The sequence below is a fragment of the Amycolatopsis sp. cmx-4-83 genome, assembly GCF_046548815.1.
Classification (GTDB): Bacteria; Actinomycetota; Actinomycetes; order Mycobacteriales; family Pseudonocardiaceae; genus Amycolatopsis; species Amycolatopsis pretoriensis_A.
Genome location: NZ_JAEBEF010000012.1, coordinates 331,168 through 346,482, shown reverse-complemented (window position 1 = coordinate 346,482; position 15,315 = coordinate 331,168). Strand labels below are relative to the sequence as shown.

General features: G+C 71.0%; 15 protein-coding genes. 9 read left to right on the top strand and 6 right to left on the bottom strand.

Annotated elements, in window-relative coordinates; all coding sequences use genetic code 11:
* Window positions 1-29: 29 nt before the first annotated feature.
* Window positions 30-1,109 carry a Gfo/Idh/MocA family protein gene (locus ACLJQM_RS35870; RefSeq protein WP_410634770.1) on the bottom strand — a complete coding sequence of 360 codons (1,080 nt, stop codon included), beginning with the start codon at window positions 1,107-1,109 and terminating at the stop codon, window positions 30-32.
* A 223-nt stretch (window positions 1,110-1,332) separates the two neighbouring features.
* Between ACLJQM_RS35870 and ACLJQM_RS35865 the strand changes: the two genes are divergently transcribed.
* On the top strand, window positions 1,333-1,977 hold the full coding sequence (locus ACLJQM_RS35865) for a VanZ family protein (RefSeq protein ID WP_410634768.1): 645 nt from the start codon (window positions 1,333-1,335) through the stop codon (window positions 1,975-1,977).
* Window positions 1,978-2,160: 183 nt separating this feature from the next.
* Here the strand turns inward: ACLJQM_RS35865 and ACLJQM_RS35860 are convergent, their stop codons facing one another.
* On the bottom strand, window positions 2,161-2,805 hold the full coding sequence (locus tag ACLJQM_RS35860; protein WP_410634767.1) for a class I SAM-dependent methyltransferase: 645 nt from the start codon (window positions 2,803-2,805) through the stop codon (window positions 2,161-2,163).
* A 27-nt stretch (window positions 2,806-2,832) separates the two neighbouring features.
* Between ACLJQM_RS35860 and mug the strand changes: the two genes are divergently transcribed.
* The 5 genes from mug to ACLJQM_RS35835 all read left to right on the top strand — a co-directional run bounded on the left by mug (window position 2,833) and on the right by ACLJQM_RS35835 (window position 7,288).
* Window positions 2,833-3,393 (top strand): G/U mismatch-specific DNA glycosylase, encoded by a 561-nt coding sequence (gene mug / locus ACLJQM_RS35855; protein WP_410634765.1) that lies wholly within the window; start codon window positions 2,833-2,835, stop codon window positions 3,391-3,393.
* A 264-nt stretch (window positions 3,394-3,657) separates the two neighbouring features.
* Window positions 3,658-4,443: a response regulator transcription factor gene (locus ACLJQM_RS35850; protein ID WP_410634763.1), complete on the top strand. Its 786-nt coding sequence runs from the start codon at window positions 3,658-3,660 to the stop codon at window positions 4,441-4,443.
* A 158-nt stretch (window positions 4,444-4,601) separates the two neighbouring features.
* Complete coding sequence (locus ACLJQM_RS35845) at window positions 4,602-6,437, top strand: acyl-CoA dehydrogenase (RefSeq protein WP_410634761.1); 1,836 nt, start codon at window positions 4,602-4,604, stop codon at window positions 6,435-6,437.
* 134 nt (window positions 6,438-6,571) lie between these two features.
* A complete protein-coding gene (locus ACLJQM_RS35840; protein WP_410634760.1) occupies window positions 6,572-6,847 on the top strand; it encodes a GlsB/YeaQ/YmgE family stress response membrane protein in 276 nt (91 codons plus the stop codon).
* Window positions 6,848-6,994: 147 nt separating this feature from the next.
* The gene (locus ACLJQM_RS35835; protein ID WP_410634758.1) at window positions 6,995-7,288 is read left to right on the top strand and encodes a GlsB/YeaQ/YmgE family stress response membrane protein; all 294 of its coding nucleotides are present in this window, start codon (window positions 6,995-6,997) and stop codon (window positions 7,286-7,288) included.
* On the opposite strand, the gene ACLJQM_RS35830 is transcribed toward ACLJQM_RS35835, so the two are convergent.
* Complete coding sequence (locus ACLJQM_RS35830) at window positions 7,278-8,657, bottom strand: MFS transporter (protein ID WP_410634757.1); 1,380 nt, start codon at window positions 8,655-8,657, stop codon at window positions 7,278-7,280. The two genes, ACLJQM_RS35835 and ACLJQM_RS35830, sit on opposite strands and share 11 nt — an antisense overlap.
* A 121-nt stretch (window positions 8,658-8,778) precedes the next feature.
* On the opposite strand from ACLJQM_RS35830, the gene ACLJQM_RS35825 reads away from it, so the two are divergent.
* Window positions 8,779-9,618, top strand: a complete 840-nt coding sequence (locus tag ACLJQM_RS35825) for a helix-turn-helix transcriptional regulator (protein WP_410634755.1) — start codon at window positions 8,779-8,781, stop codon at window positions 9,616-9,618.
* Window positions 9,615-10,322 carry a leucine-rich repeat domain-containing protein gene (locus ACLJQM_RS35820; RefSeq protein WP_410634754.1) on the top strand — a complete coding sequence of 236 codons (708 nt, stop codon included), beginning with the start codon at window positions 9,615-9,617 and terminating at the stop codon, window positions 10,320-10,322. Before ACLJQM_RS35825 ends, ACLJQM_RS35820 begins: the two co-directional genes overlap by 4 nt.
* Before the next feature lie 4 nt (window positions 10,323-10,326).
* On the opposite strand, the gene ACLJQM_RS35815 is transcribed toward ACLJQM_RS35820, so the two are convergent.
* The 3 genes from ACLJQM_RS35815 to ACLJQM_RS35805 are packed head-to-tail and all read right to left on the bottom strand — an operon-like array spanning window position 10,327 to window position 14,548.
* A complete protein-coding gene (locus ACLJQM_RS35815; protein ID WP_410634753.1) occupies window positions 10,327-12,354 on the bottom strand; it encodes a VanW family protein in 2,028 nt (675 codons plus the stop codon).
* Window positions 12,355-12,396: 42 nt separating this feature from the next.
* Window positions 12,397-12,729 carry a GroES family chaperonin gene (locus ACLJQM_RS35810; RefSeq protein WP_247016577.1) on the bottom strand — a complete coding sequence of 111 codons (333 nt, stop codon included), beginning with the start codon at window positions 12,727-12,729 and terminating at the stop codon, window positions 12,397-12,399.
* A 1-nt stretch (window position 12,730) separates the two neighbouring features.
* Window positions 12,731-14,548, bottom strand: coding sequence for an NHL domain-containing thioredoxin family protein (locus ACLJQM_RS35805; protein ID WP_410634833.1), 1,818 nt, complete (start codon window positions 14,546-14,548; stop codon window positions 12,731-12,733).
* Between the two features lie 164 nt (window positions 14,549-14,712).
* Here ACLJQM_RS35805 and ACLJQM_RS35800 point away from each other — a divergent pair, with 164 nt between their 5' ends.
* Entirely contained in the window at window positions 14,713-15,288 is a 576-nt protein-coding gene (locus ACLJQM_RS35800) for a hypothetical protein (protein ID WP_360777912.1), read from the top strand.
* The last annotated feature ends 27 nt before the right edge of the window (window positions 15,289-15,315 follow it).

Genomic DNA, 15,315 nt, shown 5'->3' with positions numbered 1-15,315 from the left:
GGCGGAAAAGCTACAACCGCCGGTAACAGTTACTCTGCGTCCGGGTGAACCCGCGTCCCGGTGTCGGCCGACCGCTGGACGGCGTCGAGCACCCGGTGCACGCGCACGGCGTGCGCGAAGTCCGGCAGGTCGCCCTTGAGGTGGCGCGCGTAGGCGTGCGCGACGTTGTACGACGGCTCGGCGCTGCGCCCGGCCAGCTGCGGGAGCTCGTAGCGCGCCGGCACGGTCAGCTTCTCCAGCGTGCCGGTCCGGCTGCCCCGCAGCGTCAGCTTCGCGATCCAGAACAGCGGGTCGGCGGCCTCGACGACCAGCGTGCCCTCGGTGCCGTTGACCTCCCAGTGGAAGTCCGTCGCGGGCGACGACCCGCCGCGCAGGTGCACCGACGCGACCGCACCGCCGGCCAGCACCCCGGAGACGGCGATCTGGTCCGGCGCGGTCATCGGGACCGAATCGCCGGTGACCTCGTCGCGCACCCGCGACCGGACGGTCGCCATCGTCGCCGACAGCTCGGTGAACCCGCCGAGCACCATGTCGAGCGCGTCGACGGTGTGCGCGAACGGGATGGTCAGCATGGTGGCGCCGCCCTCGGGGTGCAGCTGGTAGTCCCGCCCGGCGCGGACGCTCGGCCCCCAGTTGCCACCCGAGCCGATCAGCGACGTCGAGAGCACGCGACCGACGTAGCCGTCCTTGATGAGGTCACGCAGGTAGCGCAACGCCGGCGCGGACCGCCCCTGCAGGCCGACGGCGGTCTGCCCGGTCTTCGCGGCTTCGGCGAGCGCCCGCGTTTCGGCCAGGCCGACGCCCAGCGGCCACTCGCTCAGCACCTGCTTGCCCGCGGCCAGCGCGGGCTCGATGAGCGCCCGGTGCTCGGACACCTTCACCGCGACGACGACCAGGTCGACCTCCGGGTGCCGGGCGAGTTCCCCGGCGTCGCCGAAGGTCAGCGGCACGCCGTACTTCTCCCCGGCCACCCGCGCCGACTCGGCGCTGCTCCCGCTGAGCGCGCGCAGCTCGTAGCCCTCCACCGCGGCCAGCGCGGGCACGTGCGCGGTCGCGGCCCAGCCGCCGTTCGCGCTGAGCCCGACGATGCCGACCCGGATCGGTGCCATGAGCGTTCCTTTCGTTGCCCGCACAACACTCCGACGTGCGAAGCGTCGTTGGCATTCCCGGGTCGGCGCAAGACGCATCCGGTTATCCCTGAATGACTTCGGCCACGTCCGGCACCCGGCCGATCGGCCCGTAGCGGGGTCGGCCAAGTGGCCGATGGCGGTCCGGGCCGTCCGGCTCTTCGACCGAAGCGAGGGCCGGGCCAAGATCCATAACGTCGATGGCATGACGAACGCACAGGTCACGGCCCTGCAGTACGGCTTCATCGGCTTTCTCGCGCTGTGGACCGTCGTCCTGGTGCCGCAGCTGCTCACCCAGCTCGCCCGGTACGGCGGCCTGCGCCCGCGCGGCATCGCCACCACCGCGGCGGTGCTGTTCTACGCGTGCATGACCCTGGCGGTCGTCTTCCTCCCCCTGCCCGGCCCCGGCACCCGCCGGCTGACGCAGACGGTGCAGCTGCACCCGTTCCAGTGGCTCACCGACATCCACTCCGAACTGCTCAAGCACGGCGAGCCGCTGTCGCTGTGGTTCGCGACGCAGACGTTCCAGCAGGCGTGCCTGAACGTGCTGCTGTTCGTCCCGCTGGGGGTGTTCGCCCGGATCCTGTGGCGCCGCGGCCTGGTCGGCACGACCCTGATCGGCTTCGCCGCGTCACTGCTCATCGAGATCACGCAGCTCACGGCGAACTTCGGCACCGCGCCGCACGTCTACCGCATCTTCGACGTCGACGACCTCATGAACAACGCGTTCGGCGCCGGCATCGGCTGGGTCTTCGGAGCGCTCTTGCTCACGCTGCTGCGCGGCAGGCGTTCAACGATCGGCGTGCAGCCGGCTCGGCGCGAGCGGATCCACCTCGCCCAGACGCGTTAACCGGGCTTTCCGCTGGAGCGCGGCTCGTTTGGCGGCTCGGCGATCCTCGAGGACGACGACGAGCGCGGCCACGGCCAGGACGAGCGCGACCAGTCCGAGGATGAGCGGAAGCTGCACGAAATCCTCCTCGGTACGACGCTGTGCGGGAGATCACACAGGGTACGCAGGTCTGTGCGTGATCCGCTACCCCCGGTGGCGAGCCCGGGCGGCGAACCAAGTCCGGTCAGCAGTGAGCCAGCTATCGAAGACGAGATCGGCCGAGGTCAAGGCCGCGTCGAGCGAAAACCGGCAGCAGGTGAACTCTTGCTCCCACCGTTGTCCCCGCGCCGAATACCGGACCGTCGCCGACAGAACATCGCCATCGCGGACCACGTCGGCCAACTCGACCGTCACCTCGCCGATCACCCCGCCCTGACCGGACGCGACGGTGTCGAACCACCCCGGCGGATGCCATTCGACGATCAGCCGCCCGGCGGGAGCGAGGTGCCGCCGGGCCGCGACGAGCATCGCGCGCCTGTCCGCCTCGCGCGGAGCGTTGATCAAATGACTGCCCAGCACCACCGCATCGAACGACCGCCCGAGGTCCAGGTCGCCGATCCGCGCGCACACCGTCTTGGTGCGGACGTGCCGGAGCATCGCCGGCGAGTCGTCCACGGCGACCACGGGATGGCCGAGTTCCAGCAGCGGGTGCGTGACCCGGCCCGGTCCGCTCCCCAGCTCGAGGATCGAGGCGCCGGGCGGGATCGCCGCGTGCACGATCTCCGCTTCGCCCTGAGGCGGCAGCACCAGGTAGAGATCGACGGAACACCCGTCCGCGGTGAGCCCCACAACCCAACCGTGCCCGAAACTGGCTACGTGAGCACCCGACCCACCAAGGACCAACTCGCCGCCGCCCAGGACACCACCATCCCCGACGTCATCGCCCCCGGCCTCGACGTCCTCTTCTGCGGCATCAACCCCGGCCTCTACTCCGGCGTGCTCAAGCAGCACTTCGCCCGCCCCGGCAACCGCTTCTGGCCCGCCCTCCACGCCGGAGGCTTCACCCCGCGCCTCTACAAACCCGCCGAACAGGAGCAGCTCCTCGACCTCCGCCTCGGCATCACCAACGTCGTCGCGAGGACCACCGCCCGCGCCGATGAACTCACCAACGACGAGCTGCGCGAAGGCGGCGAGCTCCTCGCAGCCAAGGTGCTGAAGTACCGGCCGGAGTGGCTCGCCGTCGTCGGGATCACCGCCTACCGGACCGCGTTCGGCTTCCCGAAGGCTCGCGTGGGACCGCAGGAACACCGGATCGACGATACCCACGTATGGGTGCTGCCCAACCCGAGCGGGCTCAACGCGCACTGGACGCCTACCGGGCTCGGGGAGGAGTTCGGGCGGCTGCGGACCGCATCCCGGGATCGTCGAAATCGTTGAACGACGTGCGGGCCACCCTCAGTAGCAACGACACCCCCATCAGGTCCTCCGGAGAACCACCGCACGAGCTCGGTCGCACCGTTTTCTACCGAGAGTTTGCTGTGACCTGCCGGTTGGGCCATGAGGGGGAATTGGCGTCATGAGCTGCGCAATCGCGACTCGTACCAAGCAGGAGGAGTCACTTTTGGCCCGGTCCCGGCAGGGGGGACCGGACGATGCCGGGAGGCGTCCCAGGAGCGACAGCGCAGGAGACGGAGGCCCGCGATGCACAGCATCGAGCCCACCCGCAGGCCCACGGGGCCGATCGGACCCGGCGGGCGCAGTCTCGGCGTGGCGGTCGTCGATCCCGTGCCGATCTACCGGGACGGTCTCGCCGCCCTCGTCCACCGCAGCCAGGGGCTGCACTGGGCCGGGCAGGCGGCCAGCCACCACGCCGCGTTGCAACTGTGCGAACAGGTCAAACCGGACGTCGTCGTGCTCGATTCGGCGCTCGACCCGAACTGCCACCTGACCAAGCTGCTCAACGCCGGCGACCCGGCGCTGATCCTCGTCACGCTCATCCGTGACGCGAATCGCACCCAGCAGTACCTGGCGGCCGCGATCGCCGCGGGGGCGCATGCGATCGTGCCCCGGTCGATCGATTCACGGCGGCTCGCCGAAGCGATCCGGAGGGCCCACACCGAACGCCGGTACATCGACCCGACGCTGGCCGCGCTGACCGCCCGGCCGAAGCGGGCGACCGTGCCGAAGGGCGACCTCGCCCACGACAGCCCGGCGGCCGGGCGCGGCGCGATGCCGCTGTCCAGGCGCGAATACCAGGTGCTCCAGCTGGTCGCCGAAGGTCTCGAGAACTCGGCGATCGCGAAGCTGCTGTTCCTCTCCGTGGAGACCGTGCGGACGCACGTGAAGAGCATCCTGCGCAAGCTGTCCGCACGGGACCGGACACACGCGGTGACCATCGCCTTCCGCGGCGGGATCCTCATCGCCCGGACCGAGGACGGCCACGTCCCGGTGACGGCCGACACAACGGCGATCCCGGGGCACCGCTGACGCCGTTCCCCAGGGACAACGCCACTTTTGTGGGGATTTCCGGTACTCGGTAGTGCGGATCTGCTTGCTCCAGTTACCCGCAGGTAATATCCTGAAGTTACCGGCGAGTAAGGCGAGTATGTGCCCGGCCGGGGAGCCGAACACATTGGAGTGACGACATGGGCCACTACAAGAGCAACGTCCGAGACCTGGAGTTCAACCTCTTCGAGGTACTCGGCGTGCAGGAGCGCCTGGGCAAGGGCGTGCTCGCCGAGTCCGACGAAGAGACCGCGCGCGGTGTGCTGGCCGAGCTGAACAAACTCGCCACCGGCCCGCTCGCCGAGTCGTTCGCCGACGCGGACCGCAACCCGCCGGTGTACGACCCGAAGACCTTCAGCGTGAAGATCCCGGAGTCGTTCAAGAAGAGCTACCAGCAGCTGATCGAGGGCGAGTGGTGGCGCCTCGGCCTGACCAACGACCTCGGCGGCTTCGGTCTGCCCCCGACGGTGCAGTGGGCCGCCTCCGAGCTGATCCTCGGCGCGAACGCCCCGCTGTTCATGTACATGGCGGGCCCGAACTTCGCGATGATCGTCGACAAGAACGGCACCGAAGAGCAGAAGCACTGGGCGCAGCTGATGATCGACCGCGCCTGGGGCGCGACGATGGTGCTGACCGAGCCGGACGCCGGCTCCGACGTCGGCGCGGGCCGCACCAAGGCCACCCAGCAGGAGGACGGCTCCTGGCACATCGACGGCGTGAAGCGGTTCATCACCTCCGCCGAGCACGACATGAGCGAAAACATCATGCACCTCGTGCTGGCGCGCCCCGAGGGTCCCGGCATCGAGACCAAGCCGGGCACCAAGGGCCTGTCGCTGTTCCTCGTGCCGAAGTTCCACTTCGACTCCAAGACCGGTGAGCTGGGCGAGCGCAACGGCGCCTACGTCACAGGAGTCGAGCACAAGATGGGCATCAAGGCCTCGACGACCTGCGAGCTGACCTTCGGCCAGCACGGCACCCCGGCCAAGGGCTGGCTGCTCGGCGAGGTCCACGACGGCATCGCGCAGATGTTCCAGGTCATCGAGTACGCCCGCATGATGGTCGGCACGAAGGCCATCGCGACGCTCTCGACCGGTTACCTCAACGCGCTCGAGTACGCCAAGGAGCGCGTCCAGGGCGCCGACCTGCCGAACATGCTGAACAAGGCCGCGCCGCGCGTCACCATCACGCACCACCCGGACGTCCGCCGCTCGCTGATGCTCCAGAAGGCGTACGCCGAGGGCCTGCGCGCGGTGTACCTGTACACGGCGTCGTTCCAGGACCAGCTGTGGACCGGCGAGGGTGACCAGAAGGTCGCGCACGGCGTGAACGACCTGCTGCTGCCGATCGTCAAGGGCGTCGGCTCCGAGCGCGCCACCGAGCAGCTCGTGCAGTCGCTGCAGACCCTGGGCGGGTCCGGCTTCCTGCAGGACTACCCGATCGAGCAGTACATCCGCGACGCCAAGATCGACTCGCTCTACGAGGGCACCACGGCGATCCAGTCGCTGGACTTCTTCTTCCGCAAGATCGTCCGCGACAAGGGCCAGTCGCTGGCCTTCGTCGCCGGCGAGATCACCAAGTTCATCGAGTCCGAGGCGGGTAACGGCCGGCTCAAGAACGAGCGCGGGCTGCTCAAGCAGGCCCTCGAGGACACCCAGGGCATGCTGGGCTCGCTGATCGGCTACCTGACGTCGTCGCAGGAAGACCCGCAGAACATCAACAAGGTCGGCCAGCACACGGTCCGCCTGCTGATGTCGGTCGGCGACCTGCTCATCGGCTGGCAGCTGCTGAAGCACGCCGAGGTCGCGATCGGCAAGCTCGACGCGGGCGCGTCCGCCAAGGACGTCCCGTTCTACGAGGGCAAGATCGCCGTGGCGTCGTTCTTCGCGAAGCAGGTGCTCCCCGAGCTGACCGCGCGCCGCGCGATCGTCGAGGCGGCCGACAACGCGCTGATGGAGCTGGACGAAGCCGCCTTCTGATGGTCACGAATAGGGCTCTCCTCGCGTGAGGGGAGCCCTGTTCGCGTTTCAGGGCCGGGCGGGGCGGGCATTCCGCTCACCGAGTCCGACGGACCCGAGTGGCCGGGTTCGCGGATCCTTGAGAGGAGCAAGTGATGACTGTTGCCGGCATCGTCAGCGCACTCATCGTCGGGCTGATCATCGGTGTTCTCGGCCGGTTGGTCGCGCCCGGCAAGCAGGGCATCCCGATCTGGCTGACCATCCTGATCGGCATCATCGCCGCCTTCATCGGCACCGCCATCGCGCGCGGTCTCGGGTACGCCGACACCAACGGCATCGACTGGTTGGAGATCCTGACCCAGGTCGTCCTCGCCGCCATCGGGGTGAGCATCGCCGCCGGCCTCTACGGACGCCGTGGCGTGACCAGGTAACCCCTTCCCAGGCCGATCCGGCCCGGTTCGCCGTCGGGGGCGAGCCGGGCCGGATCTTTTTCCGCTCACCCCATCGGGGGTCTGCGCGGGCGACCCGCCCGGATCGGTGCGACGGTGGCGCTTATTGCGCTACCCGAGGAGGAACCTGTGCTCGGCGGACTTTGGGGCATCATCTCGACGATCATCGTGGGCCTGATCCTGGGCGTGCTCGGCCGCTTGTTCGCGCCGGGCGACCAGAAGATCCCGATCTGGCTGACGATCGTCGTCGGCATCGTCGCCGCGTTCATCGGCAACTGGCTCGCCGGGGTGTTCGGCGTGCGCGACACCAACGGCATCGACTGGATCCGGCACATCTTCCAGATCGTGGCCGCCGTCGTCGGCGTCATCGCGGCTTCGGCGATCTACGCCAAGGTCAAGGGCGGCAGCCGCACTACCGCCTGAGCGCCAAGCCTGCGCCGCCGAGCAGCAGCACGGCGGCGCAGGTCATCGCCGTGGTGAGGGCGGTCGCGGACGACGTCGCCGCCAGCGTCAGGAACACGCTGCCGAACGTCGCCACGCCGACGACCTGGCCCAGCTGCAGCGTGGTGGTCAGCAGGCCGCTGACGTCCGCCGCGCGCTCGAGCGGGACGTGCGTCAGCGCGTTCACCATCAGGGAGCCGAACGCGGGCCCCATCGACAGGCCGAACAGCAGCAGGGCCGCGAAGAACAGCGTCCCGCCGTCCCGGCCCACCGCGAGCAGCGCGTACGCGATGGCGGATCCCACGTAACCGCACGGGGTCAGCCAGGCGTGCACGCGCTGGGGCAGCCGGTTCCAGAAGAACCCGCAGAGGCCGAAGACGATCCCGCCGGGCGCCATCGCCAGGCCGGCGGCCATCGCCGTCTTGCCGAGGCCCGACTGCAGGTGCAGCGATACGCAGAAGAGGAACCCGCCGTAGGAGGCGACGCCCGCCGCGAGCGTGGCCAGACCCGGCGCGACGCCGCGGATCTTGAGCACGGCGAGGTCGACGAGCGGGTCGCGCACCCGGCGTTCCACGACCACGAACAGCACGGCCAGCAGGAGACCCGCGGCGATCGAGGCGTACGTCCAGGCGGGCCAGCCGGTTTCGTGCCCGAGCACCAGCGGCAGCACGACGAGCACCACGGCGGGTACGGCGATCGCGAGGCCGGCGAGGTCGAGCCGCCGTCCCGTCTTCGCACCGCCGCCGGGCACCAGCTTGACCGCGAACACGGCCACGACCACGCCGATCGGGACGTTCACCAGGAAGATCGGCCGCCAGCCCGCACCGAACAGGTCCGCGCCGACGAGGACGCCGCCGAGCACCTGACCGGCCACGAAGGCGACCGAGATGACCGCCGTGTACGCGCTGAGCGCCTTGGCCCGGTCGGCGCCGGTGAACCGCGCCTGGATGAGGCTGATGACCTGCGGCATCATCAGCGCGGCGCCGGCGCCCTGCGCGATCCGCGCGACGATGAGGACCGCTTCGCCCGGCGCCAGGCCGCAGAGCGCGGAGCAAACCGTGAAGGCGATCGTGCCGGTGACGAAGAGGCGGCGCCTGCCGAACAGCTCGCCGAGCCGGGCGCCGGTGATCAGCAGCATCGCGTAGCCCACGGTGTAGCCGGAAACGACGAGCTGCAGGGCGGCGCCGGACGCGCCGAGGTCGGTGCGGATGTCGGTCATCGCGACGTTCACGACGGTGACGTCGAGCAGCGCCATGAACTGGCCGAGCAGCAGGACGGCCAGCATGAACCACGGCCGCCGGTCGGGCCGGGCTTCCCGGTCCACGGCCGGGGCAGGGGTGGTCAGAGTCATGGCTCCGAGCCTGCTTTTCGGCGGCTGACCCCGGAGAGAGCCTGCTGGTGCTGGTGCTGGGAGTACCTGCTTCGCGGCTGAGCCGGCCAAAACTGTCGTACCCCTCCGGCACCATGTCCGCATGACCCAGACCCAGGTCCACGCGAACCGCCGAGAGGAACTCGGTCAGTTCCTCAAGGCGTGCCGGGCGCGGATCGGCCCGGCGGAGGTCGGCCTCGCGCCCGGCCCGCGCCGCCGGCTCAGCGGGTTGCGCCGCGAGGAGGTGGCGCTGCTCGCCGGCGTCGGCGTCACCTGGTACACGTGGCTCGAACAGGGGCGGCCGATCAACGCGAGCTCGCAGGTGCTCGACGCGGTGGCGCGCACCCTGCGGATGGACCACCCCGAGCGGGAGCACCTGTACCGGCTGGCGGAGCTGACCCCGTCGCGGCTCCCGACGCCGGCCGAGGTGGTGCCGGAGGCGGTGCGCGAGGTGCTGCGCGCGCTGGATCCGTTGCCCGCCACGGTGGTCAACGGCCGGTTCGACGTCCTGGAGTCGAACGCCGCGCAGGAGGAGATGTTCTGGGAGTGGCACAGCATGCCGTGCCTGCACAAGAACCTGCTGTGGTGCTGCGTGACCGAGCCCAACGCGCGGCGGTTCCTGCTGAACTACGACGAGGAGGTGCCGCACATGGTCGCGCGGATGCGCGCCGAGTACGGCAGGCACGTCGGCGATCCGTCCTGGGAGGAGGACATCCGCCGGCTTTCGGCGCTGAGCCCGGAGTTCGTCGAGCTGTGGGCGCGCCACGAGGTGGCCGAGCCGCGGGCGCGGCTGCGGCGGATGGACCACCCGCGGGCCGGGCGGCTGAACCTGCGGCTGACCGAGCTGGCGGTGTCCGAGGCGCCGGGGCTGCGGATCCAGGTGTCCACTCCGGACGACGCGGCGACGTGGGCGCTGTTGCCGTCGACCAGGCGGTCGTCGTGACGGCACTCGATCTGAGCGGCCAGGAGCTGACGTCGGTGCCTTCGCTGCCGCCGGGGTTGACCCGGCTCGACCTGTACCGGAACGCGCTCACGGAGGTGCCCGCGTCGCTGTGGTCGCAGACCGGGCTGACGGTGCTCAACCTGGCGGCGAACCGGATTTCCTCGCTGCCACCGGGGATTTCGGCGTTGAAGTCGGTGCACACGCTCGATCTGGCGCACAACCGGTTCGACGCGTTGCCGGACGAACTGGGTGAGCTGGCCGGGCTCACCGAATACCTGTACGTCAGCGACAACCGGCTCACGGCGTTCCCCGCGGCGTGGTGCCGCCTGGGCCGCTTGCGGTACCTGGGGTGCACGGACAACCGGCTCACGTCGCTGCCCGCCGACCTCTCGGGGTTCACGTCCCTGCGCGAACTCCGGCTCTACCGCAACGAGTTGACGGCGTTGCCGGAGTCGATCGGCGCGCTCGGCGCGTTGCGGGAGCTGCACCTGCGGGGCAACCGGTTGACGTCGCTGCCGTCGTCGATCGGCTCGCTGGGCGAGCTGCGCCAGCTCGACCTGCGGGAGAACGCGCTGACGACGTTGCCCGCGTCGATGACTCAGCTGTCCAAATTGGACAAGCTGGATCTGCGGTGGAACAAGCACTTCCGGGAGCCGGCCTGGCTGCGCGACCTCGAGGAGGCGGGGTGCATGGTCCTTCGCTGACAACTCAACAGAGGATGGTCGGGCGCGGACCGTAGGTCGCCGTGTGCGACGTCCGGCGGACTTCGGCTCCGCTGGCGGCGTCGTAGAGCACGCGCGTGTCGGTGACGCTGAAGCCGGGCGTGCCGATCGACGGCTGGCACGGCGCCGTCCCGCCGGCGCCGAACTGGACGGGCGGCGGCGCGCCGGGCGTCTGGGCGCCAGTTTGGCCTTCGACGCGGTAGTGCCGGGTGCCCCAGATCCGGACGGTCACCGAGTCGCCGGAAACGACGGCCTGGATGGCGATGCCGGTGGGCGCGTCGTTGGTCAGCTTGAGCTCGACGGCGCTGCCGTCGGCGTTGACGGCCTTGGCGTCGCGGCCGGCGGGGTAGCGGTCGAGGTACTGGTCGTGCTCGAGGTGCCCGGCGTCGGTCAGGCCGGCGAGGTAGCCCGCGTTGTACAAAGTGGACGCCAGCTGCGAGACACCACCGCCGACGACGGTGGCGCCGGTGCCGTCCTCGTTGACCGGCGCGGGCACGTAGCCGGCGTCCGCGGTGCGCGGACCGGAGCGGCCGCCGAGGCTGAACGTCTCACCGGGCTTGACGATGGTGCCGGAGACGCGATCGGCGAGCGTCCGGTTGTTCGTCGCGGCCGGACCGGCGAGGCCGCCGGTGGTGAACTCGCCGATGACCTCCTTGATGCCGAGCGCACTGGCGGCGTCGGTGGTCACGCCGGGCTTCGACCCGCTGTAGACGACCGGGAGGTCCCGCCCGCCGGTCTTCTTGAGCACGTCGATGAGCGGCAGGAAGGTCTTCTCCCAGTTGATCTTCCGGGCGTCCTCGGAGGGTTCGACGGCGGGCTGGTCGCCGGTGAAGACGATCTGCGCGTCCTTGCCGTCGGTCTCGGTGCTCGCCAGGGGGTCCTTGAGCGCGCCCTGCAGCTTGCCCTGGTCGATGCGCACCTCGACGGCCCCGCCCTCGACCGCGGCGAACTGGAAGGACGCCGCGATGGCGTCGGGCTTGAGCGGCACGTCCTTGCCCTGGCCGTGCACGACGACGGGCTTCGCGACGGCGGGCACGACGATCTGCTGGTAGGCCGCCTGCACCCCGGCCGCGGTCGCCTTGACCGGCGTGATGGCCATGGCGAGCCGGACCCCGCCGGGGTCGAGCCAGTGGTCGGTGACGGTGTGCACGGCGCCGGCCAGGTCGAGCAGCTGCTGCCCCTGCCGCGGCAGGACGGGGTAGGGGTTGACGCCGCCGTCGCTGCCCGGGATCGCCAGGAACCCGACCGCCCCTTCGGTGGCCGGGTGGTCGAGCTTGCCCTGGGCGAGCTGCCGGACGGCGTCGGTGATCTGCCGTTCGTCGGTGCGCGTGGCGACGCCGACCTCGCGGCTGCTGAAGAAGGACATGATCCGCGTGATCGGGCTGAGCGGCTGGTGCCCGGCGAGCCCGAGGGTGTTGGGCCAGTCGAGCCCGAGCCCCGACCGCGACGGCACGAGTTCGGCCTGGACGTCGCCCCCGTGCACGACGACGGGCCGGATCAGCCGCGGCTCGAGTTCCCTGCGCAGCTTGGCTTCGGCGTCGGCGTGGCTCAAGCCCCCGACCTCGATCCCGGCGACGGTCACCCCGCGCGGAACGTCACCGGCGCTGAGGACCAGGTCGATCGCGTAGAGGATGACGAACAACCCGAGCGCGAGCCCGACGGCCATCATGGCCCGCGCGACCCCCTTGCGCAGCTTCCGCGCGGGCGTCTCGGGCGGCGGCGCGAGGACGGGGGTTTCGAGCAGCTCGCCGAGCAGGTCATCGGCGAAGAGATCGGTGGTGACGGCGGCATCGTCGCGCCCGGACCCGGCCGCGGCGGCCGCGGGTCCAGGCTCCGCGACGTCGGCCGGCGCGGTCTCGTGCTCAGCCGGCGGCGGCGCGGCGGCTTCGAGCGGCTTCGGCTCCAGCGCGGCCGGTCCGGGCTCAGCGACCTCGGTCGGCACCGGCTCGGCAGGCGGCGTCCCGCGCTCCGCGGCGGGCGTTTCCGCGCGCTCGGTCACCTCTTCGTCTGCCACGCCCTCGCCCTCCGCGGGACCCGACTCGCCTACCGATCTCGCCTACAGGTAGAGCCCCGTGCCCTGCTCGGTTCGCTCCGTCGCCACCGCGTGGATGTCGCGTTCGCGCATCACGAGGTGCCCTTCGCCCTGGATTTCGACCTCGAGCTGGTCCTCCGGGTTGAAGAGCACGCGGTCGCCCGTCTTCACGTTGCGCACACTGTTGCCCACGCCCAGTACATCACCCCACGCGAGCCGGCGGGCGACCTGCGCCGTCGCGGGGATCACGATGCCGCCGCTGCTGCGGCGCTCGCCTTCCTCCGGGGACAGCCGCACGAGGACGCGGTCGTGCAGCATCTGGATCTCGAGTTTCGCCCCGTCGGACACGGCGTGCATGTTACCCGTCGGTCCTCGGTGCACCGGCCATGACCAGGCTCAGTTCCCGCGCGCCGCCCGGCTCGAGCCGGACCGGGACGCCCCAGTCCTGCCGCGTGATCCGGCACGCCGGGTGCTCGCCGCCGTCGTCGCAGCTCGCGGCCTGGGCCACGACCTGTAGAACGCCCTCGGTGACGCCGTCGGCCAGGCGGATCTTGCGGGTCAGGTTCGTGCCGGTGCCGGTGCCGTCGGCCAGCAGCTCGGGCGGCGACGCGCTGACCTCCAGGCGCGTCGACGGGCCGAAGCGGTCGTCCAGCTTCTCGCCGGGCGGGGCCGTGAACACCACCGAAAAGTCGATCTCGCCCGGCGCGAGCACCGTCGGCGGGCGGCGCACGGCGTGCGCGTCGCCGGTGACGACCGTCGCCTCGCTCGCCGGCAGCGGGCCGACGCGATTGCCCGCGGACTCGACGACCAGCAGCTCACCCTCGTGCACCAGCAGCCCCTGCGGCTCGGCGAGGCCGGTCGCGATCGTCGTCACCTCGCGGGTGAAGACGTCGAAGGAGCGGACGGCGCCGTTGTAGGTGTCGGCGATCGCGATCTTGTCGCCGGCCAGCACGGCGAGGCCCAGCGGGTGCTGCAGCAGCGCCTGGTCGGCCGGGCCGTCGGTGTGGCCGAAGGAAAAGAGGTCGACGCCGATGGCCGTGTGGACGGTGAAGGACTCGCCGTCCGGCTCGATCCAGCGCAGCGCCGACGTCTCCGCGTCGACGAGCCACAGCTTGTCGCCCTCCACGGCCAGGCCGGACGTCTGCGCGAAGAACGCTTCGCCGACGTCGCCGTCTCGAAGGCCTTCGACGGTCGTCCCGGCGAAGCGGCGGATCGTGCCCGACACCGGGTCGAACACGCCCAGCGTGTGGTTGCCCGCCATCGCGACGACGACCCCGCCCGCCGGCCCCCACCAGGCGACGTCCCACGGACTCGTGAGGTCGACGTCGGCACCCTTGCCCGAGTCCGGCCCGGTGCGCCACTGGGCGCCGGTGCCGGCGACCGTCGTCACCTCGCCGGTGATGAGGTCGAGGCCGCGCAGCCGGTGACCGGCGGTGTCGGCGACGACGGCGTGGTAACCGACGCGCTCGGCGACGTCGTACGGCAGGAGCGCGACGCCCGACGGCTCGGCGAAGGTCGCGACGTCGAACGGACCGTCCTGCCCGCCGCGGGCCCCGCTGCCGAAGCGGCGGATGACGGTCTCGCCGTCCGAAGCGAACTCGACGATCGAGTGGTGCCCCGTGTCCGCGACGAGGACCCGGCCCTCGGCGGTGGCGACGGCCTTGCTCGGGAACCGCAGCTCGCCGGGCTGCTCCTCGACCGGGACGTACGGGCTGCCGCCGCGGCGGAGCGTGCCCTTGGCCTCGTGCTTCGCCACGAGGTCGGCGATCACCCGGCGAAGGGCCTCTTCGTGCCCCTCACCAGCGGCGACGTGCACGACGTAGCCCTCGGGGTCGACGACCGCGAGCGTCGGCCACGCGCGGACCGCGTACTGCGACCACAGCTCCATCTTCGGGTCGTTGACCACGGGGTGGTGCACGTCGTAGCGCCGCACGGCGGCTTCGATCGACGCGCGCTCGCCCTCGTGCAGGAACTTCGGCGAGTGGACCCCGATCGTGACCAGCACGTCCGCGAACTCGGCCTCGAGCGGGCGCAGCTCGTCGAGCACGTGGAGGCAGTTGATGCAGCCACTGGTCCAGAAGTCCAGCAGCACGATGCGCCCGCGCAGCTCGGCGAGGGTCAGCGCGCGGCCGCCGGTGTTCAGCCAGACGTCGCCGCGCAGCTCGGGGGCACGCACGCGGCTCTGCGGTCGTGGGGAAGTCACGGCATGAGTGAACTACACGCGCTCACGCTGTGTTCCGCGGTCCGGCCGATGAGAGAACAAACTCACCCCTTGTGGGTGCCCCTGGTGGGGTCGAAAAAGGACGCGCGTGCCGGTGAGCCGCCGCTTAGGCTCGCCCCATGACCCCAGTCCAGCCGGCCGGTGCCCTCACCCCCGAGGAGGCACGGCACCTGCAGGAGAACCTCCGGGAACCCGTGCGCCCGGGGCTGAGCGAAGCCGAACTCGACGACGTCGAGCACCGGTTCGGCTTCCGCTTCGCCGCGGACCACCGCACGTTCCTGTCCGCCGGCGTCCCCATCGGCGACCGCTGGCCCGACTGGCGCTGCGGCAACCCGGAGCAGCTGCGCAAACGTTTGGCGTGGCCGGTCGACGGCGTGCTGTACGACGTCGAACACAACGGCTTCTGGCTCCCCGACTGGGGCACCCGCCCGGTCGGCCCGGAGGACGCGGTCCGCGAAGCCCGGCGGCGCCTGACCGACGTGCCGCAGCTGGTGCCGGTGTGCGGCCACCGCTACCTGCCCGGCGTGGCGGGCACGGTGGGTTACCCGGTGCTGTCGGTGTACCAGACGGACATCATCGTCTACGGCAGCGACCTGCGCGATTACCTGCACCGCGAGTTCGCGACGGGCGGCATCTCGACCGCTCCGCCGGACGGCCCGCGGTACATCCCGTTCTGGTCCCGCTTCCTCGACTAGCCACGGCGGCCCGTCGGCACCAGCACC